Here is an 18434-nt window from a genome sequence, read left to right as displayed (position 1 = left end):
GAGGTACTTGGAGTTCCTTTGTGGTGATAATATTTAAAAATTCTAGCATGTCATATCCTGACTATACGTAAGATGAACTTTTCAGGGGATAACTAGTATTTGTGCTTTTTAAATCGAAAACACGATTAATCGATTATCAATTTGCAGATCAGAAAATCCAAATTCTTTTCGAATCCATTCAAATGTTTGTTTCTGATAGATGAATACGTGAGTGGGATCGTTTTTGTAATACCAATTTTCAAAATCGATACTTTCATCGTAAAGGTGAGTCATGCAGTACAACTTTCCCCGGGGTGTCAATAGTTTTCGAAGCAAAGTAAATTCCTTTCGGGGATCAAAGAAATGCTCTATCACCTCGCTGGAGGCGATGTAATCGTATTGTTCTTCCAGTAATTCGGGGTAGTTGTGAAAGTAAGGATCGTAGGGTGCAATGGAAAAACCATGATCTGTCAGCACCTTGGAAATTACAGAACCTGTGCCTGCACCAAAATCGAGGCCTTTATGATTTGCAGTAAAATCCCGGCGAACGGAATTGGTAATGGGAGAGACGAACTTTTGATATCCCTTGTCATCAATATCATTATTGTGCTGCTGATAGTGCTTTTTTTCAACATCTTGGCTGGGTCTTGAGTTTGCATTGGCAAATATACCAAAGCAAGCATTGCATTGATAATGAATGCGATTCTCTGTTTTATAAAAAAGCTTCGCATTGTTGTTACAAAGAGGACATTGATGCTGCATGTTAATCAACTTTACAGGATTAGTGCTGTGTTTAGTGTTTTCGCACACACTTCAGGTAAAGACCTTCCACCTTTTCGCGTGCCCATGGTGTTTTTCTCAGAAACTTCAGGCTCGATTTAATGGAAGGATCGCTGGTAAAGCAGTTTATTTTAATCATGCTTCCCAATTCTTCCCAGCCATAATAAGCCACCAAAAATTCCAATATATCAGACAGTTTAACACCGTGCAAGGGATTATTTACCTGCTCTCTGTTGGTTGTATTATTTTCGTTTGATTCCATATTAACTATTTACTCTGTACTAATTACCCTGTACTAATTACTCTGTACTAATTACAAAATCAGCAAAGAATATTCCCGTAATTGATTCATTGGTTTCGAATACCAAAATAATTCAAAATCTTCAAAATGATTCTCAAAATCTACTTTTAAAGCCGCCAAAGTAAGTGTGTTTTCTTCCTTTACGGATATGTTTTTCAGTACATCAAGCAACCAATCTCCTTTTTCTTTTTCGAGCGATATTTCGAAGCTTTCTGTCTTTTCATGAAAACACATTTTGTATAGTTCCCAACTTCTGCCTTTTTTCGATTTCGTGATGGTCACTATTTCCGGTACGCCTCCCAGCCATATTGGTTTTGCTGAATCTTTTGGAGTGCTGTATTCGACAGTTTCCAGACAGGTTTGAATAAAATCCTGTCTGATACTGGTTTTCGGAATTCTAAAACCGGATGGTACATCGTCGAACCAATTCTGCAAAGGAATTTCAAAGCCCAGTCCGTGCATGTAGTTGTAGAGCGATTTCTTTAATCCGTAGCTAAACAGATCGTGATCGATTCCCGTTTTGTCGGTAAATTGAATATCGTTATTGGCGAATGAAATTTTATTGTACTTGGGTGTAATGCCGTAAGCTGATGGATTTAAGCCGACAGGACTGTGAGCTGTAAGTGCAAACTGATGCCAAAAGGCCGATTGCACAATCCCCAATTCGAATATTTGGCGAACCACTTCCAGACTGTCGATGGTTTCCTGCACAGTTTGCGACGGAAATCCATACATCAAATAGGCATGAACCATGATTCCCGTTTCGGTGAAATTGTTGGTAACCCGAGCGACCTGTTTCAGAGTGACTCCTTTATTGATCAATTTTAACAATCGATCGGAGGCAACTTCCAGTCCGCCCGAAACGGCAATGCAACCCGAAGCTTTCAGCAACAAACAAAGATCTTTGGTGAAGCTCTTTTCGAAACGGACATTGGTCCACCAGGTAATGTTTAGATTGCGCTTAATGATCTCGATGGCGAGAGCTTTCATTAATGCCGGAGGTGCAGCTTCATCTACAAAATGAAAGCCTTTTTCTCCGGTTTGTGCCGCAATTTTCTCAATTCTGTCTGCCAGCACTTTGGCTGCAATGGGTTCAAAATATTTGATGTAATTCAGTGAGCCATCGCAAAATGTGCATTTGCCCCAGTAGCAACCGTGTGCCATGGTTAATTTATTCCATCGTCCATCGCTCCACAAACTGTGCATGGGGTTGGCAATCTCAATTACCGAAATGTATTTGCCGAGCAAAAGATCGGAGTAGTCGGGTGTGCCCAATTCATGCTGTTTGTAATCCTGAATGGGAGAAGAATTGTTGTATTTTACTTCGCCGCTTATCCGCTCAAAAGTTCGTTTTAATGCAGGTGTTTCGCTAAGCGGATTTAGTACATGATTTGCCAAAAGTTCCAAGGGCAATTCTCCGTCATCCAATGTAATATAGTCAACGAAATCGAAGACTCTGGGGTCGGTCAGACTTCTTAATTCTGTATTTGGAAATCCGCCGCCCATTACAATTTTAATGGCAGGATATTCTTTTTTAATGAACTGAGCACAACGAAAGGCACTGTATAAATTTCCGGGGAAAGGAACCGAAAAGCAAACCAGTTTAGGATTTTGAATGTTTATTTGCCTGGCAAGTATCTTAATGCTTAGTTTATCGATATAGCTTAACTCTTCCTGCAAATGCTGCTGCAATTGGTCGAAGGTAGATGCACTTCGGCCCAATCGTTCGGCATATCGGCTAAATCCAAAATTCTCATCGATGCATTCGGTAATAAAATCTGACAGATCTTCCAGAAAAAGGGTTGCTAAATGCTTGGCTTTGTCCTGCATTCCCATCAAACCAAAAGCCCATTCCAGATCTTCCACCTGATTGAAGCGCGAGGCTTGCGGTAGAAAATTATCAGTGCATATCTGTCGTGCCAGAGTCTGATTTTTTCCTTGCAGAAAAGAAACCACATCGTTTATTGTCAATAAATAATGTTCCCGCAGGGCGTATATTCTTGACGCATTTTCTGAAATAATCTGCTCTTGCTGAAAAGCGACTTCAAATACCTTTGATAAACCTTCTTTGGAAAAAAGTTCCAGAATTACTTCAATACCCAAATCCATTTGAAAGGAAGATCTGTTTTTCTCATTTAAAAATCCCTTTAAATAGGCTGTTGCCGGATAAGGGGTGTTTAATTGAGTAAAAGGTGGAGTTACCAGAAAAAGGTCTTTCACGTGATTGGTTTTTTTTAAATGGACGATATTATGTTGGTTTGGAATAATGCTTTATTTGCAATCATTTAAATTGATGTCTTCACTTTTGATAAGGTTCAGTCTTATTTTCATTTTTTTCTGAATCACGTTAAAGTGATGTTCATCTTCTTCAGAAACAAAAGAAATGGCTTCTCCAGGCGATTCTGCACGACCAGTTCTCCCAATTCGGTGAATGTAATCTTTAGGAGAGCGAGGCAAATCGTAATTTACCACGTAAGGTAAAAATTCGATATCGATACCTCGGGTTAATAAATCGGTGGCAACCAAAACCCGCAGCTTGCCGGTTTTAAATTTGCGTAAATTTTCAGTTCGTGCTCCCTGACTTTTCTTGCTGTGAGTACTGGTGGCCTGAATGCCATTTTTGCTTAGTTTATAGGCAACGGCATCAGCCCGGTGTGCCGATGATACAAATACAAGAACCTGCTCCAAATTGTTTTTCTTAATGATATACCGAAGCAACGGCCCTTTCTTTTCTTCGCTAACCGAGTAGGCTATCTGATCGATTAAATCAAGCGTATTTTCTTCAGCCTCTATTTTTATAATCACTGGTTCATTCAAAAGAACCTGATTTACGTTGTTTACATCATCGCTTAAAGTGGCCGAGAACAAAAGATTTTGACGCTTTTTAGGCAATAAAGAAAATATGCGGTTCATTTCGTCTTTAAAACCCAGATTCAGCATTTTATCAGCTTCGTCCAGTACCAAGGCTTCAATTTCCGATAAGTGTACTGCATTCGAATCTACCAATTCCAATAAACGACCTGGAGTGGCAACCAAAATATCCACATTATTCATCGCCTTCATCTGAGGATTGATAGAAACACCACCGTGTACGGCCAGGCATTTAATTGGATCGGCGAGGGCAGATGAAAACTGTTGAAAGACTTCCAAAACCTGCATAGCCAATTCGCGGGTAGGCACCAATACCAATGTCTTGATGTATCTGTTCTTGGAAATACTTCCTCCCTGAAGGTTGGTTAATATGGGCAAAACGTAGCTGGCTGTTTTTCCCGATCCTGTTTTGGCAATACCCAACACATCCTTTTTTTGAAGAATGGCAGGAATAGCCTCTTTTTGAATTGGATAGGCTTCGGTGTAATTCTGATCGGCCAGAGCTTTTAGCAAAGATGAAGATAGTCCTAAAGATGCAAACGACATATATTTTTGTTCTGATTATTGGTGCGGATTTATTTCCGCCGGTAAAGATAAGGGAAATAAAGCTCAACTAGCTATAAATGGAGAAAGCAACAGTACAATTAAGCAATAAGAACACAAATGTATTTTACAAAGAAACACAAATATTTTTTTTCTCTGTGTCTCCCTTTGTTCGTCGTGGTTATTTTTAAGGGACTAAAACAAATTAAATTTTAGGGGTAATTGTTTTTTTACCACAGAGAACACAAAGTGGCACAGAGGTTTCTCCCGGAAGCTTATATTTTTGATTTGGCTTTTAGTGCTCATTCTACAGCTTTTTAGGCATGAATGGTGATGGTGTCAAATGTAGGAATGTCCACATCATATTCTGATATCAGAAAAGGGATTTCGGTACAGTCCAAGATAAGATCTTCAGTACCTCTTTGTTCTCAACTTTTAATGATGTTTTATAAATTTCTCCTGATTCATTTTTGAATTTACCATGAACCAATTCTTGATAGATGATGTTGTGTATTAATTCTCTTTCTTCAGCGGTTTGAATACTCTGATATCTTAATTATTATTTGTTGTCGTATAAATTTTATAGAAAATGTTAAAGATGTTTGATGTAAAGGCCGTCTTAAACTGAGAGCAGCCTTTTTTAATCATTATCTGCAAAGATGATTTATACAAGTAGTACCTGACGGGCAGAGATAGACATCAGCCCAACATGCTAGTCCACCTTTAATATTTTGTTGTTCTTTTTTGCTAAGAATTTTAGCGCCTGCCAATTTTTGTAAATCCTTCATAATATTAAAATTTAATAATGAGTATATTCTGAACATTTTAAAACCGTCAAGACTTCAGTTTGTTTTTCTTTAGTTCTTGATTGAAGGCTATTTTATTGAAGGGAGGAGGAATGCAAATATATTTGTTGGCTCCTCCCTTAATATTTTTTTATTCTAAAATATAGCGTTCGCAAGTACCACTTATGCAAGTCCATCCGGCAGGACATGTTCCATCTGCATAACATTGCATTTTACCGCCTTTAACTGTTTGCTGTTCTTTTTTACTTAGAATTTTAGCACCGTTTAATTTTTGTAAATCTTTCATAATATTGAAATTTTAATAATGTGTGTATCTTGAGCATTTTAAAACCGTTAAGGTTTCGGCTTGCAAATTATTTTTTACTCAATACCATATTGACAAATACCATCAATGCATTGCATTGGACTAGGACATTTGCCATCTACAGGACATTGCATTTTTCCACCTTTAACCGATTGTTGTTCTTTTTTGCTAAGAATCTTAGCACCGTTTAATTTTTGTATTTTTCTCATTTTATAAAATCTAATTTATGTGTATATCTCGAGAATTTTAAAAACGTTAAGATTTCATCTTATTGGTTTAAATTTCACCCTTTTTGCAAATATAATTAATGCAACTGTAACCAGATGGACAAGGATACTCATTATTACATGCTCGTCCACCTTTGACCATTTGTTGTTCCTTTTTGCTAAGAATTTTAGCACCGTTTAATTTTTGTAAATCTTTCATAATATTGAAATTTAATAATGTGTGCATCTTGAACATTTTAAAACTGTCAAGACTTCAGTTTTATAATTATTTTTAGTCTGTTATGAGTTCTGTTTGCGTCGAAACTTCGAACTCGTTAAGATCTTCAAGAAAATATTGCAATTCTTCAAAATCATACTCTTTTGGATAGGATTTGCCATTTAGAAGTATTTCAGGTGTAAAGGGAATATTGTTGTTTGTGCACCAATTCTTTTCTTCCATTAAAATTTGAGAATAGCATTCATTTTCTGATTCTCCCCATTTATTTAGCCAAGTGGCAGCATCTCTGCTGGAATAGGCTTCATTCATTGCTGTTAGACATATCTCTTCCCCGTTTAAATGGCAGATCTCAACTAGTTTTGCTGCAATTTTATTATCAATGGCTTTTGTATTTTGAGATACATTGAAACGAACAATGATTTTTACTTCGGTTTCTTGATCTAATACTATGTGAATTAATTTGTGAGCATTTTTGCAAAAGCCACATAAGGGGTTTGTGATGATAACGATTTCCAATTCAGAATTTTTAGCGCCAAATACTATTTCATTGCAGTTTGTAATTGTGGTGTTTATTGCTTGCGATCTGGAAAGCAGATTGTTGAATATTTCGAAGTTTCTTTTGAATTTATTGAATTGTACTTTTAATTTAAAATATTCTGGTTTTAGCCTTATTTTGGGAGCAATGAATAACCAAAGAGCTGTGGTAAGGTATGACGCAAATGCAAAGAGTAAGTAAGAATTTGGTTCTGATATTATCTCAGAGATTGAATTGATATTTGCAATTGCCAAAGCTGATTGTATCCATAAAACCAAAATAACACCAAGACAAAGGAGACACCATTTTTTTACAATTTGGAACTGATAGTAGATGGAATAGATTGTAAATGGCAGAGCCATAAGACTAGCAAGGAAGAGTGGTGTGAAATTGTTTTTACTTATCACAAAAAGTAAGGAAGATAATACTGAGGTTAGAAAATAAATAATACCAAGATCACTTAATTTAACAAAGCCAAAAAGATTGGATCCTTTCGATTGCATAACATCATCGCAACTAACTTTATCACTAACACCAGTACAAATTTTATTCAAAACCTGAGAAGAAGTTCCTATTTCGTGTTGAAGAATAAAGATACATATCATTAGTCCAATCATCGAAAAAACAAAATGAAATGATTCATATGGGTTTTGACTCAAGAATAAAAAACAAATTATTAGTAAGACTGGAATACTTACAAGTAATCCTTTTGAGAAAATAGAAGTGATATCTGTTTTTATATTTTCATCCGTTTCGATAACTAAGACGATTCCGGTCCATAAATCAATAAAGCTGTCAATAGATACAAGCTCCGATTTTTTTCCCTCACGTGTAATTTGAATAGCATCCGCTTTCTTGCTGATTAATGCAAAATTATCACCTCTGTTGTTTTCGATATGAGCTATGAAGTAATCGGGTAAAAGAGCAATGTTTTCCTCTGTTTTTGGAATTTCTATTGCAAGATTTGGGATGTTAAAATGATCCAAAACTCCGGTCAAAGAATGTAAACTTGGATACGAAGGATGACCAAATAATTGAAGCTTTAATTCTTCATTATTAACTTTTATGCTATTTTTTGTAAGTAGTTCTTTTAATAGGAAAAATAAGTTTTCGTCCATTTGAGGTAAGTAAATTATTTAGTAATTAGTTATTTAAAAAAGGACTTAATAAAAAGTGTTATAGAACGACTAATTAGGGAAAGTCTTCTTAAAACAAAATATTATGACTATTCTTTTTCTATATCTTCTTGTTTCTCTTTCCGACGAGTTGACTGAAAAGGCTTTTGTGTAAATTCTAAAATAAATTGACGAGTATTTGAAATGTGATTTGTAATTATATTTTTTTTTGAACAAAGACTAATTTATTAAAATAAATTTTAATTTGACTATTATATGGTTGGTTATTTTTGAATTATTATTTCATTTGGCATTGAAAAATGTTTGTTTGTCACTAGTTATTGACGCTTCGGTTTGTTTCAGATGAAGGATGTTTGATGGGTTTGTGGTCATTAAATGCAATAGGGGGGATTTAAAAATACATGTATGGGGTAATGTTAAGTTGTTTTATCCGCTATTCAGGTAAAAGTAGGGACTAAGTGCAATAGTAATGTCTTGATGAAATAGACGGGCACAAATAAGGGGCTTCATTTCACTGCTGTCTATGATACCGTTTTAATGTAAAAATTTCACTTTAGTTAGAGAAATAAAAACTGTTCTGTTTTATATTACAACCGCTTCGCTAAGATGCTTGTTGACTAATTCAAGTAATTTTTTCGCCTTAATTGGTTTGCAGAGATATTCGTTGCATCCCGAATCAAAAGCTTGTTTTTTGTCTTGGCTTGAAGTATAAGCTGTTTGTGCAATAATTAGAACATCTTGATCGTTTTTTCTAATTTGTCGGGTAGCTTGATAACCACTAATATCCGGCAGACGAATATCCATTAAAACCACATCAATGCAGTGCGATAATGCAATTTGTACAGCATCTTCTCCTTTATCGGTATGTATAATTTTAGCAGATGTCTTGTTAAAAATTTCTTTCAAATATTGAGCATTTGGTTCGTCGTCTTCTACAATTAAAATGTTTTTCCCGCTAAAATTATAAACTTGTTTTGTTTGTTTAGAACCAGAGTTTGAATTTGTGTTGTTGTGATTTGAATTTTGGGGTAATGTAATCGTAAAAGTACTTCCTTTACCAAGTTCAGAATCGATATGGATAGTACCAGACAAGGAGTTTGTTAGTCCTTTAACGATTGATAAACCCAGTCCAGTACCACTAAAAACACGGTTTTCATCTTGTTCTACCTGCGTAAAGCGTTCAAAAATATTTTTAAATTCCGAAGTTGGAATACCAATTCCGGTATCCGAAACTTGAAGAATTATATTCTTGTGATCATCTATTTTAAGAATTATATTAATTTCACCATGATCGGTAAATTTTAAGGCGTTGCTAATTAGGTTTGCTGCTATTTGCTTTAATTTTTCCTTATCGGTGATAAAAGTTTTGTTGTTAGTTGTTGAACTTGTTAGTATTAGATTGATATTTTGTTTTTTCTGACGCACTTGTTCTTCCCTAAACAATGCATGGATTTCAACGAGGGTTGTGTTCAAATTGCATTCTTCAATATTGAAATGTATCTGTTCTGTTTCTATTTGCGAAATGTCCATAATGTCATTAACAATAGAAAGAAGATCATTGCATCGCTGCATAATAATTTTAGAGTATTTCTCAATACACTCTTTGTCGTTAAATTGCTCGGTAAGTAATGAAGAGAAACCCATAATTGCATTCATTGGGGTTCTAATTTCATGATTTATGTTTTGAAGAAAGATTGTTTTAAGTCGATCACTTTCAACGGCTTTCCTTTTGGTTAAAATCAATTCTTTATTCTGTTGAAGGAGGAGTGCTTCATTTTTTATTGTTTTTTTCTGAGCGATATTGCGTTTTTTCATCTCAATTAGTATTCTTCGATAACCTAAAGCACTAAAAAAAAGGACAACGATATATGAAATTAGATGAGTGAATATCATGCTTTCAATTTTGGTTTGCACGACAGAATTGTATTTTTTCATGGGTATCGAAACGCTTATTCCTCCTCTGATATCACCAAGTTTGTATCCTTGATTGTAATGACATTTTAAACAACTGTTTTCAACGACCATTGGTATCATTAAGCGCAAATACTCTTTGTTATTTATATTTTCAATGCTGGAGTATTCTGTTTTTCCTTTTTCGAATAATTTTAAAGCTTTCGTTTCCCATTCGTCAGCTTTATTTTCAGAATTAATTGGATCTAAACTGGTGATATGTCCTTTTTGACCGTATTGCTGCTCGCCAAGTTTTAAAACCAAACGAGTCATATAAGAAGGGTTTATCAAGGTTAACTCTTTACCTGTAGTGGTTGTTACATTTTGTTCATCTAAGAAATTTAAATAGGGGGTGGGTTGAATGGAGTTTGAAATGGGAACATAAATACCACCGTGCATAGATGCCCATTTGCGAAATACCAGATCTTTATTATAGCTGCCAAATGCTTCTCCTTTGGCTAATTCATATGAGGTCTGATTTTCCTTATAAATATCCCAAGCCAAAGAGCAACCTATTAATAAGGTAATGCAAACAATGATTAGAATAAAAAAGTTGGTGATATATCGTATTTCTTTCCCCATGTGTAGATATTAGGCTTGTCAAGTCAAATTTATTTAAACAAGAGTAATCGATTTTACTGATTGGTTTAGGTGCTGTGTTATATTAAGTTATGAATATTTTGATTGCAAACCAAATAACAGTAGCTTATGTACTTAGGTGTGGTGTAGATTTAAATGTTGTTTTATTTATGCTAAAAATATATTGGTTGTTGGCAGGAAACCTGCGGATAGAGTTGAAGCGATTCCTCCAAAGTAAAGGGTGGAATTATGGGCTGGGCAGAAAATAGTCAGAAAATGGAACTGATCTGGAGATAGGAAATGAGAGAACAAAGTCTCAATAATTTGTTTGGCTTTGGCCCTTTAAAACAGAGCATCATAAAAAAAGGAGCCTTATTTTAATGCTGTAACAATTTCTTCATTTTTAATTCAGTATTTCTTATTGCATAGTTGATCACAATGCGGTATTAGTATCGTGTAACTTATTCTGATTCATGGGAGTTGGTGCAATTCAAAGAAAGCTTATTTGCGTAAAGTTGCGTTTCGAAAGGAATGATCATATAGTAAATTCCTGAAAGAGAAACCAAGGCAGTTATCAGGTAAAAGCAGAGACTAAGTGCAATGGCAATATCAATGTTTAGGTGAAGCAGATCGGCACCAATAAGAGCAGTTATTTCTCGGCCACCTACTCCACCAATAGTAAGAGGTAATGCAGCCACTACCGAACTAACTAAAAAAAGGAATAAGTACCCTGGAATATTAGCATTTTGGCCCAAAGCCAGAAGTAAAAAAAATGCCATAGTCATTTGCAACGCTTGCACGATAAAAGAGTATAAAGTACAGGCTTTTGTTGTGGTTTTCAGATATGGGAAAATGTATTTAATAAAGTGTTGATAAGCAAAATATGAGATTGGGATCAGTATTAAAAGGGCTTGTTTGCATGGGATATAAAACGAACAAAAAACAAAAGTGATTATAAGCAAACAAAACAATGCATATAATCCGCTTAGCCTGTCAACCAATACACTGCCCAAAAGTCGTCTCACATTGCTGTATTCCTGTTTTTTAAGCAGGTAAATTTTATACCCATCACCACCAATTCCACCAGGAAGGAAAAGATTGTAAAACATACCCAATAAGTACAACTTTAAATTTGTTATGGAATCGAGTTTAATACCTATGGCTTTAAAATAGAGCAATAGTCGAAAGGAAGCCAAGATCTTGGACAGAACAAACAAGACAAGGGCGGAAATCATAAGGAATACATTAGCATCTTTGATTTGAAACCACACATCTCTAAACGGAATTTTCGTAAAAACAAAATACAGTGCCAGTGCTGAAATAAAGATTTTAGCAAACGCCTTTAGTAACTTCGGATTTACTGTTTGTTTTAACAACTTTTCTAACCTTGAAAGGTGTTTTGTTTTGTGATTCATAGTAGGTTCTTACCTGTATTTCAGAGACAATTCCGATGGTGATTATTTGAATGCCTGCTACCATAAGAAGCATGCCTAATATTAGTATCGGCTTGCCCCAAATATCCTGCCCCATTAACTTTAAAATTAAAAGATATATGTTGATTAAACTGCCAACAATCAGCATTGCAATGCCGTATCCACCAAATAGGTGCATTGGTTTCTGCATGTATTTTTTCAGAAATACCATTAGTATTAAATCGCTGATTACTTTAAAGGTGCGATTCAAATTGTACTTCGATTTCCCAAATTGACGGGCATGATGCTTAACTGGTATTTGTGTAATTGTTGCACCTTCTAAACTGGCTAACACAGGAATAAAACGGTGAAGTTCTCCGTATAAGCCTAAGTCTTTTGCAATTTCCTGCTTGTATACCTTTAGAGTGCATCCGTAGTCTTTTATTTGAACTCCGGTAGATTGGCGGATAAAGTAGTTCGCAATTTTACTTGGGATTAATCGCAGCATCATGCCATCCTGCCTTTTTTCTCGAATTCCTGCTACTAAATCCCAATCTTCATCTTCCGCTAACTTTAACATGGCAGGAATATCCGAAGGATCGTTTTGTAAATCTCCGTCAAGAGTAACAATATATTCTCCTTCCGCTTGTCCAATTCCTGCAGCAAGTGCTGAGCTTTGTCCATAATTTTTTCTAAGCTGAACCATTACGAATCGTTCATCGGGAATCGATAAAATTCGTTTTCTTGTTTCATCTGTAGATCCATCATCAACAAAAATCGCCTCAAAATCGTAATTGTCAAGGTTTCTTACAATTTGTTCACTTAAGGGGATAATATTATCCTCTTCGTTGTAAACACAAATTACCAGACTTAACTTTTTCATATTTAATTATTTGTTATTTTTGAAATTTTACCGAGACTTTTTAAAACTGTTGTTGTTCTTCCTTCAAACAAGTCCTTCTGTTCAAAACAAATCTGAGCATAAGCACTAAAATTTATTTCGTTAAGTTTTCTCTTTTGGCTAATAACAATGCCTTGCGGGTATTGAGTGAAAAAATCTTCAAGCTCCTTATTTGTCTCAAGGGTTTCTATTTTTCTTTTCAGATAAAAAGGAAAAGAGGCGTTAAATTTTTTGAAGTACACGATATGAGTATCACAATTTGTAAGAGCGAGAGTTTTTTTGACTGGATTTTCGGCGGCCACATCCAAGAACATGAGCTGTGAAATCATCAGAGAGCAGATATAAAAGCCTGATGCTAAAATTGCAAGCGATGTTTGTATTTTGCTTTTGCGATAGTAATAGAGTGCTGCAATACTGGCAATAAAACCTGGTAAAAATAGCACTGCAAGTTTTTGCAGTGATTGCAATTCGGGTTCCGAATGAAGTCCAAAATAGACTGCAGGAATCAAAAGGGCAGAAAATATGATCAGAAAGATAATTTCTATCCGATGCTTTTTTGTGTTTAAATCAGAAAGATAATGTGCCAGTACAATTGCAAAAAATGGATATGCAGGAGCGGTGTAGTTTGGCAAGCGGGTTGATGATGCAGCAAAAAATCCAACAATACATAAAGTTGCAGTTAGTGCGAATATGAGTAAAGGTTTTTCCCTGCTGACAAATACTTTTTTTATCGCTCTGATAAAGAAGACAGAGAAAGGAAGCATACCTGCAAGTACAAAAACAGGAGCAATAAAAAGAGTTCCCCCATGACCTTCTTTGGTGTTTGCAAATCGCTCTAAATTGTGTTCAAGGAAGAAACCTTTGGTCCACGCTCCATCCGTTTGCTGGTGTACAGCCAAATACCATGGTAGTGCAGTAAATAATACAATAAGTAAGCCTTCAAAAGGGCGTAATAATAAGATGGTATTTAATGAAAATTGCTTGCTGAAAATCAAATACAATAACATAATTAAGCCTGGCAAGGCGATGGCAATTGGTCCTTTAGTTAAAGCTCCCAATCCCAGACACAAATACATTAAATATGCTTTTGCTTTGCTTTTGTTTTTTAGGCAGTCGAAAAATAAGAACAAGCTTGATGTGATAAAGAAAATTAAATATGGATCTGGAACCGACATATGAAATTGTACGCTAAAGTGGATTGACGAAAGCAACACAACAACAGTCCAAACAGCAGTTTTAATACCTAACCAGCGTTTTGCAAACAGGTAGCTTATTAAAATTGTAAAACAACCGAAAAGAACAGAAAACAATCTGGCCGACCATTCAGAAACACCAAAAAGGGAATAGGAAATCATCATAAAGTAGTAATGCAGAGGAGGCTTATCAGTTCGAAGCTCATAATTGTATGTAGGAACTATTAAATCCCCTCTTTCAAGCATTTCCCTTGCACATTCAGCATTTCTGGCTTCATCTACAATAAAAATATCTCCGTTTATACCTACAGAAAGAGAGAATAAGGATATGAAAAATATGATTGCCGGAATCCAGTTTCTTATTTGCATCTGAGAAAATAAAAAATTCATAAAATCGAAGTGATATTATTGAGGAGCCATTTTTCCTTTATTGAAATCCCATTGAGGAATTCTTTTGTTGGAAAGTATTGATTTACGGAGGATTTTTATTTGATGGAGTCTGAATTTATTTTCGAAAAGCCAAACTACAAATATCGATTCTGCAATTCCCAGGATAGCACCAAAATATACGTCTATCAGAAAGTGTTGGAATAAATAGATTCTGGAAATGCCGACAAATACAGCAAGAGTAAAATTTATGGTAGCAACTCTGGAGTTTTTATAGATCCAAAATAGAATAAAAGCAATAGCAAAAATCGTCATTGTGTGTCCACTTGGAAATGAATGTTTGAAATGCTCTTCCATGCCAATGGGGAATCTTAATTGTTTGCCAGACAGGAAGAAGAGTGGACGCATAGCGTCGGCAAACAATATCTTTTTAAAAACAAAAGTTACGATGCCCGAAACCAAAAGAATTCCAGCACAAAGAATTGCATAGTAGTAGCGAATAAATAAAAGAACAACGGCTAAAACGGCTAAAAGTGCTCCCAATCCAAGTTGGGTAATTCCGTTAAAAAAGGGATCAAGAAATGGATTGGAATATTTATTTACGAGAATTGAGAATTCGATATCTGAAAAAATGAACAGTAATATTGCACCGATTACTACGAATCCTGTAAATAGCTGAACAGCATATCGAACGTTGGAATCCAGATTGTTTAATTTCATCTTTTATACTGATAGAAGTTCAGTACAAATATGAATTTTAAATAATTCCAGTAGATGAAATAAGATTTAAGAAATAATTGAATTTTTGTGTCAAAAAAGTTAAGAACTGTTTGGTTGTTATTTTAGGGTGAATATTTTATTTTTGGATATTCTATTTGCTTTTTCAGGTTTATTCTACAGCTTTAAATAAGCTCCATGCCTCAGGTTTGGCTGCGAACCATTGTTTTACCTTTTTCCAGTTGCCCTGAAAAAAATCAGAGTTTCGGTAATGGTTTAAATCTTCCTCCGATTGCCAATGGCTCACCGTGAAAAATACCGATGGATTTGATACATCCTGTAAAATTTCAAGATGAGAACAACCTGGGAAAGCAATAATATCTTTTTTTTCGCCTGAAGTAAGATTTTTAAAATCGGTAATATATTGTGGAAGTATTTCCAGCTTTACAAATCTAATAATCATGAAGTTTGATTCTAATATCTGAGTTAATATCCAGTTGCAGCAGTTCGGCTAAATTGCCTTTGTTTATGGCTATTTCCAGTAAGCCTGATGAGTTGAAGAGTGCCAGAAAATCACCTTCGGAAGTTTCGTGATAGTTCTGATTGATTTTGGAAATCCGGTAATGATTGCTTTGCACCAAAATTTCGAATTCTCTTTCCTGACGCACCGATTCAAACAAGTCTTTTGAAATATTTGTGGTTACATTCCCATACGAATCAATGTAAATAATCTGTCCGGTAATTGTTCCTTTCTGAATTAACGCGCGGATGGGAACCAATCGGAACAGTTCTTTTTGGGTAGATCCCAGTCCTGATAGATTGTTGTATTTAATAATGTGAGAAGCCGCTTTGGCAAATACATTCAGTTCCGGAAAAGTATGAAAGTGATCTTCCTTTTCAATATTTTCAATGCGTACAATTTCTTCAGGATCGCCTTTCATTATCAGACTGAAAATACCATTGTCGGCACCAATAAAATAATGATCCTGATACTTTACAACTACGTGCGGATGTTCCGGTGTTTCTTCTGATTTAACACCAATAATATGAATACTTCCTTTTGGAAAATGGACAAAGGCATTTTTTATAATAAAAGATGTCTGAGATATATTGTAGTTGTCAACATTGTGACTTAAATCTACCAATTGTGCTCCGGGACAGATCGATAGGAGGCGCCCTTTAAGTGCCCCCAGATAGTAATCGCGGTGCTGCCAATCGGTAGTTAAACTTATTATTGCCATAAATGGATCTAAATTTAAAGAGAAAGAGGAATTATTTTAAACAAAAATATATTCAGATTTCTCTTTGGTACTGCTAAACAAATCAGAATTAATAATTAATTTGTAGGCTCAAAAGTAATGAATATTGAACGGAATATATGATTGAAAAGAGTATATCTTTAGGGGTAATTGATCCTCTTGAATTTTATGGAATTAATAATTCAAAATTGGTAGTCTTAAAGGAGATGTTTCCAAAATTGAAGATTGTTGGAAGAGGGAATGAAATATTTGCCAGCGGTGAAGAAAAGACCCTTGACTTGTTTGAAATGAAAGTGAATCTTTTGATTCAGCACTACAATCAATACAATGTTCTTACGCTGGCCAACATAAAACGGATTGTATTGGAAAACACGCCGGATATACAAAATCCAGATGATCCTAAAAGTGTTATTCTTTTTGGTAATAATGGAAAAATTATTCGTGCCCGCACAGCGAACCAAAAAAAGTTGGTCGAAAAATCAGCAAAAAACGATATGGTTTTTGCAGTTGGTCCTGCCGGATCGGGTAAAACCTATACGGCAATTGCCCTGGCTGTTAAAGCCCTGCGTAATTCTGAGGTGAGAAAGATCATTTTGAGTCGTCCTGCAGTTGAAGCAGGAGAGAATCTTGGTTTCCTTCCCGGAGATTTAAAAGAGAAAATTGATCCTTATTTGCAACCACTGTATGATGCCCTGCTGGATATGATTCCGCCTCGTAAACTAGCCGATTATCTGGAGGCCGAAATCATTCAGATTGCACCTTTGGCTTATATGCGAGGAAGAACTTTGAATGAGGCATTTGTAATTTTAGATGAGGCGCAAAACACAACAACAAAGCAGCTGAAGATGTTTTTAACCCGCATGGGAACCAGCGGTAAGTTTATGATTACAGGCGATATTACGCAAATTGATTTGCCCAGAAAGCAACAATCAGGATTGATTCAGGCCTTTCGGATTTTAAAGGATATAAAAGGAATTGCAATGGTTGAATTCGATAAGTCGGATATAATTCGTCACCGGCTGGTGAAAGAGATTGTGACGGCCTACGAAATTGAAGAGGATAGGCAGGAAAAAAAGAGAGAAAGCAAAGATCAGTAAAAGAGTTATCGGTAAACAGTTTTGTAAAAAGTATGGTGAAGATGGATATAAATAACTGTTACAGCTTTTCTGCTTTTTTACTTTTATATATCTTCGCACTAAATTAAAAGCTGAATTTTACATTATTGTTATTTTGGTAGCAGAATGCAGCAAATATCAGCTGATGCCTGGCAGTTTACGGCTAATGGCTTATAGTTTAAACCATTTTTATAAATTATTAGAATTTTTGGAGCAATGAAAGAAGCAATTGTTAAAACAGATTTTAATTTCCCGAATCAAAAGAATCTATATGTAGGTAAGGTAAGAGACGTTTATAATATTAACGATGAGTATCTTGCTATGGTTGTTTCTGATCGCATTTCAGCTTTTGATGTTGTATTACCTGAAGGTATTCCTTTTAAGGGACAGGTATTGAATCAAATTGCAACCCGCTTTTTAGATGCAACATCGGATATCGTTCCAAACTGGAAAATTGCAACTCCTGATCCAATGGTAACAATTGGTCATCTGGCTGAGCCGTTTATGGTTGAGATGGTGATTAGAGGATATTTAACCGGTCATGCATGGAGAGAGTACAAAGCAGGTAAACGCGCACTTTGTGGTGAGCCGATGCCTGAGGGAATGAAGGAAAATCAGAAATTTGAAAAACCGATCATTACGCCAACAACAAAGGCAATGGAAGGTCACGATGAAGATATTTCCAAAGAAGAAATATTGAAACAAGGCATTGTATCTAAAGAAGATTACGAAATGCTTGAAAAATATACTCAGGCTTTATTTGCCAGAGGAACTGAAATTGCTGCCGAAAAAGGTTTGATTTTGGTTGATACAAAATATGAATTTGGTAAAAAAGATGGTGTGATCTACCTGATTGATGAGATTCATACACCAGATTCATCCCGTTACTTTTATTCGGAGGGATATGCTGAGCGTTTGGCTAAGAATGAGCAGCAGAAACAATTGTCGAAAGAGTTTGTTCGCGAATGGTTAATGGAGAATGGTTTTCAAGGTAAAGACGGACAAAAAGTTCCTGAAATGACTGAAGAAAAAGTAAATGAAATCTCGGAGCGTTACATCGAGTTGTACGAGCAAATTATTGGTGAAAAGTTCGTGAAAGCAGATGCTAAAAGTGTAAATGCAAGAATAGAGAAGAACATTTTAACTTGTTTGGAATCTTTAAAATAATTACCCATAAATCCCCTAAAGGGGACTAATAGGAAAGAAAAAATAAAACCGAAAT

The 18434-nt window shown here is 35.4% G+C and carries 18 protein-coding genes; 2 read left to right on the top strand and 16 right to left on the bottom strand.

Features of this window, described 5'->3' with window-relative positions; genetic code table 11:
* Nucleotides 1-108 precede the first annotated feature (108 nt).
* The 16 genes from ACHZAX_RS10465 to ACHZAX_RS10390 form a co-directional block, all read right to left on the bottom strand.
* Nucleotides 109-741, bottom strand: coding sequence for a class I SAM-dependent methyltransferase (locus ACHZAX_RS10465; protein ID WP_320019070.1), 633 nt, complete (start codon nt 739-741; stop codon nt 109-111).
* Nucleotides 742-772: 31 nt separating this feature from the next.
* Nucleotides 773-1021, bottom strand: a complete 249-nt coding sequence (locus tag ACHZAX_RS10460) for a VF530 family protein (protein ID WP_101308658.1) — start codon at nt 1019-1021, stop codon at nt 773-775.
* Nucleotides 1022-1072: 51 nt separating this feature from the next.
* On the bottom strand, nt 1073-3280 hold the full coding sequence (locus tag ACHZAX_RS10455; RefSeq protein WP_320019069.1) for a B12-binding domain-containing radical SAM protein: 2208 nt from the start codon (nt 3278-3280) through the stop codon (nt 1073-1075).
* Between the two features lie 51 nt (nt 3281-3331).
* A complete protein-coding gene (locus ACHZAX_RS10450) occupies nt 3332-4477 on the bottom strand; it encodes a DEAD/DEAH box helicase (protein WP_320019068.1) in 1146 nt (381 codons plus the stop codon).
* Nucleotides 4478-5121: 644 nt separating this feature from the next.
* The gene (locus tag ACHZAX_RS10445) at nt 5122-5262 is read right to left on the bottom strand and encodes a hypothetical protein (RefSeq protein ID WP_320019067.1); all 141 of its coding nucleotides are present in this window, start codon (nt 5260-5262) and stop codon (nt 5122-5124) included.
* 148 nt (nt 5263-5410) lie between these two features.
* The gene (locus ACHZAX_RS10440; protein ID WP_320019066.1) at nt 5411-5566 is read right to left on the bottom strand and encodes a hypothetical protein; all 156 of its coding nucleotides are present in this window, start codon (nt 5564-5566) and stop codon (nt 5411-5413) included.
* 74 nt (nt 5567-5640) lie between these two features.
* Nucleotides 5641-5793, bottom strand: coding sequence for a hypothetical protein (locus ACHZAX_RS10435; protein ID WP_320019065.1), 153 nt, complete (start codon nt 5791-5793; stop codon nt 5641-5643).
* 67 nt (nt 5794-5860) lie between these two features.
* The gene (locus ACHZAX_RS10430; protein WP_320019064.1) at nt 5861-6010 is read right to left on the bottom strand and encodes a hypothetical protein; all 150 of its coding nucleotides are present in this window, start codon (nt 6008-6010) and stop codon (nt 5861-5863) included.
* 72 nt (nt 6011-6082) lie between these two features.
* On the bottom strand, nt 6083-7681 hold the full coding sequence (locus tag ACHZAX_RS10425; RefSeq protein WP_320019063.1) for a vitamin K epoxide reductase family protein: 1599 nt from the start codon (nt 7679-7681) through the stop codon (nt 6083-6085).
* A gap of 600 nt (nt 7682-8281) precedes the next feature.
* Complete coding sequence (locus ACHZAX_RS10420; protein WP_320019062.1) at nt 8282-10231, bottom strand: ATP-binding protein; 1950 nt, start codon at nt 10229-10231, stop codon at nt 8282-8284.
* Between the two features lie 458 nt (nt 10232-10689).
* Nucleotides 10690-11643, bottom strand: coding sequence for a lysylphosphatidylglycerol synthase transmembrane domain-containing protein (locus tag ACHZAX_RS10415; protein ID WP_320019061.1), 954 nt, complete (start codon nt 11641-11643; stop codon nt 10690-10692).
* The gene (locus ACHZAX_RS10410; protein WP_320019060.1) at nt 11558-12523 is read right to left on the bottom strand and encodes a glycosyltransferase family 2 protein; all 966 of its coding nucleotides are present in this window, start codon (nt 12521-12523) and stop codon (nt 11558-11560) included. Before ACHZAX_RS10410 ends, ACHZAX_RS10415 begins: the two co-directional genes overlap by 86 nt.
* A 2-nt stretch (nt 12524-12525) precedes the next feature.
* Nucleotides 12526-14124, bottom strand: a complete 1599-nt coding sequence (locus ACHZAX_RS10405; protein WP_320019059.1) for an ArnT family glycosyltransferase — start codon at nt 14122-14124, stop codon at nt 12526-12528.
* A 15-nt stretch (nt 14125-14139) separates the two neighbouring features.
* A complete protein-coding gene (locus ACHZAX_RS10400; RefSeq protein ID WP_180327210.1) occupies nt 14140-14841 on the bottom strand; it encodes a phosphatase PAP2 family protein in 702 nt (233 codons plus the stop codon).
* 169 nt (nt 14842-15010) lie between these two features.
* On the bottom strand, nt 15011-15301 hold the full coding sequence (locus ACHZAX_RS10395; RefSeq protein ID WP_320019058.1) for a putative quinol monooxygenase: 291 nt from the start codon (nt 15299-15301) through the stop codon (nt 15011-15013).
* Nucleotides 15291-16079 carry an SAM hydrolase/SAM-dependent halogenase family protein gene (locus tag ACHZAX_RS10390; protein WP_320019057.1) on the bottom strand — a complete coding sequence of 263 codons (789 nt, stop codon included), beginning with the start codon at nt 16077-16079 and terminating at the stop codon, nt 15291-15293. The genes ACHZAX_RS10395 and ACHZAX_RS10390 overlap by 11 nt, the downstream gene beginning before the upstream one ends.
* Nucleotides 16080-16216: 137 nt before the next feature.
* On the opposite strand from ACHZAX_RS10390, the gene ACHZAX_RS10385 reads away from it, so the two are divergent.
* Both ACHZAX_RS10385 and ACHZAX_RS10380 read left to right on the top strand, forming a co-directional pair.
* Complete coding sequence (locus tag ACHZAX_RS10385) at nt 16217-17194, top strand: PhoH family protein (RefSeq protein ID WP_101308646.1); 978 nt, start codon at nt 16217-16219, stop codon at nt 17192-17194.
* A gap of 234 nt (nt 17195-17428) precedes the next feature.
* Entirely contained in the window at nt 17429-18379 is a 951-nt protein-coding gene (locus ACHZAX_RS10380; protein ID WP_320019056.1) for a phosphoribosylaminoimidazolesuccinocarboxamide synthase, read from the top strand.
* Nucleotides 18380-18434 lie beyond the last annotated feature (55 nt).

Source organism: Labilibaculum manganireducens, from assembly GCF_963665805.2.
Taxonomy (GTDB): Bacteria; Bacteroidota; Bacteroidia; order Bacteroidales; family Marinifilaceae; genus Labilibaculum; species Labilibaculum manganireducens.
Note: the sequence above shows the minus strand (reverse complement) of the source record. Positions and strands in the feature narration are given on the sequence as shown.

What these genes read in the sequence shown, in the direction of transcription:
- ACHZAX_RS10415 (WP_320019061.1), bottom strand. Translation starts at nt 11,643, where the DNA reads ATGAATCACAAAACAAAACACCTTTCAAGGTTAGAAAAGTTGTTAAAA.
- ACHZAX_RS10440 (WP_320019066.1), bottom strand. Translation starts at nt 5,566, where the DNA reads ATGAAAGATTTACAAAAATTAAACGGTGCTAAAATTCTAAGTAAAAAA.
- ACHZAX_RS10465 (WP_320019070.1), bottom strand. Translation starts at nt 741, where the DNA reads ATGCAGCATCAATGTCCTCTTTGTAACAACAATGCGAAGCTTTTTTAT.
- ACHZAX_RS10460 (WP_101308658.1), bottom strand. Translation starts at nt 1,021, where the DNA reads ATGGAATCAAACGAAAATAATACAACCAACAGAGAGCAGGTAAATAAT.
- ACHZAX_RS10410 (WP_320019060.1), bottom strand. Translation starts at nt 12,523, where the DNA reads ATGAAAAAGTTAAGTCTGGTAATTTGTGTTTACAACGAAGAGGATAAT.
- ACHZAX_RS10425 (WP_320019063.1), bottom strand. Translation starts at nt 7,681, where the DNA reads ATGGACGAAAACTTATTTTTCCTATTAAAAGAACTACTTACAAAAAAT.
- ACHZAX_RS10385 (WP_101308646.1), top strand. Translation starts at nt 16,217, where the DNA reads ATGATTGAAAAGAGTATATCTTTAGGGGTAATTGATCCTCTTGAATTT.
- ACHZAX_RS10400 (WP_180327210.1), bottom strand. Translation starts at nt 14,841, where the DNA reads ATGAAATTAAACAATCTGGATTCCAACGTTCGATATGCTGTTCAGCTA.
- ACHZAX_RS10450 (WP_320019068.1), bottom strand. Translation starts at nt 4,477, where the DNA reads ATGTCGTTTGCATCTTTAGGACTATCTTCATCTTTGCTAAAAGCTCTG.
- ACHZAX_RS10395 (WP_320019058.1), bottom strand. Translation starts at nt 15,301, where the DNA reads ATGATTATTAGATTTGTAAAGCTGGAAATACTTCCACAATATATTACC.
- ACHZAX_RS10420 (WP_320019062.1), bottom strand. Translation starts at nt 10,231, where the DNA reads ATGGGGAAAGAAATACGATATATCACCAACTTTTTTATTCTAATCATT.
- ACHZAX_RS10445 (WP_320019067.1), bottom strand. Translation starts at nt 5,262, where the DNA reads ATGAAGGATTTACAAAAATTGGCAGGCGCTAAAATTCTTAGCAAAAAA.
- ACHZAX_RS10380 (WP_320019056.1), top strand. Translation starts at nt 17,429, where the DNA reads ATGAAAGAAGCAATTGTTAAAACAGATTTTAATTTCCCGAATCAAAAG.
- ACHZAX_RS10435 (WP_320019065.1), bottom strand. Translation starts at nt 5,793, where the DNA reads ATGAGAAAAATACAAAAATTAAACGGTGCTAAGATTCTTAGCAAAAAA.
- ACHZAX_RS10430 (WP_320019064.1), bottom strand. Translation starts at nt 6,010, where the DNA reads ATGAAAGATTTACAAAAATTAAACGGTGCTAAAATTCTTAGCAAAAAG.
- ACHZAX_RS10390 (WP_320019057.1), bottom strand. Translation starts at nt 16,079, where the DNA reads ATGGCAATAATAAGTTTAACTACCGATTGGCAGCACCGCGATTACTAT.
- ACHZAX_RS10405 (WP_320019059.1), bottom strand. Translation starts at nt 14,124, where the DNA reads ATGAATTTTTTATTTTCTCAGATGCAAATAAGAAACTGGATTCCGGCA.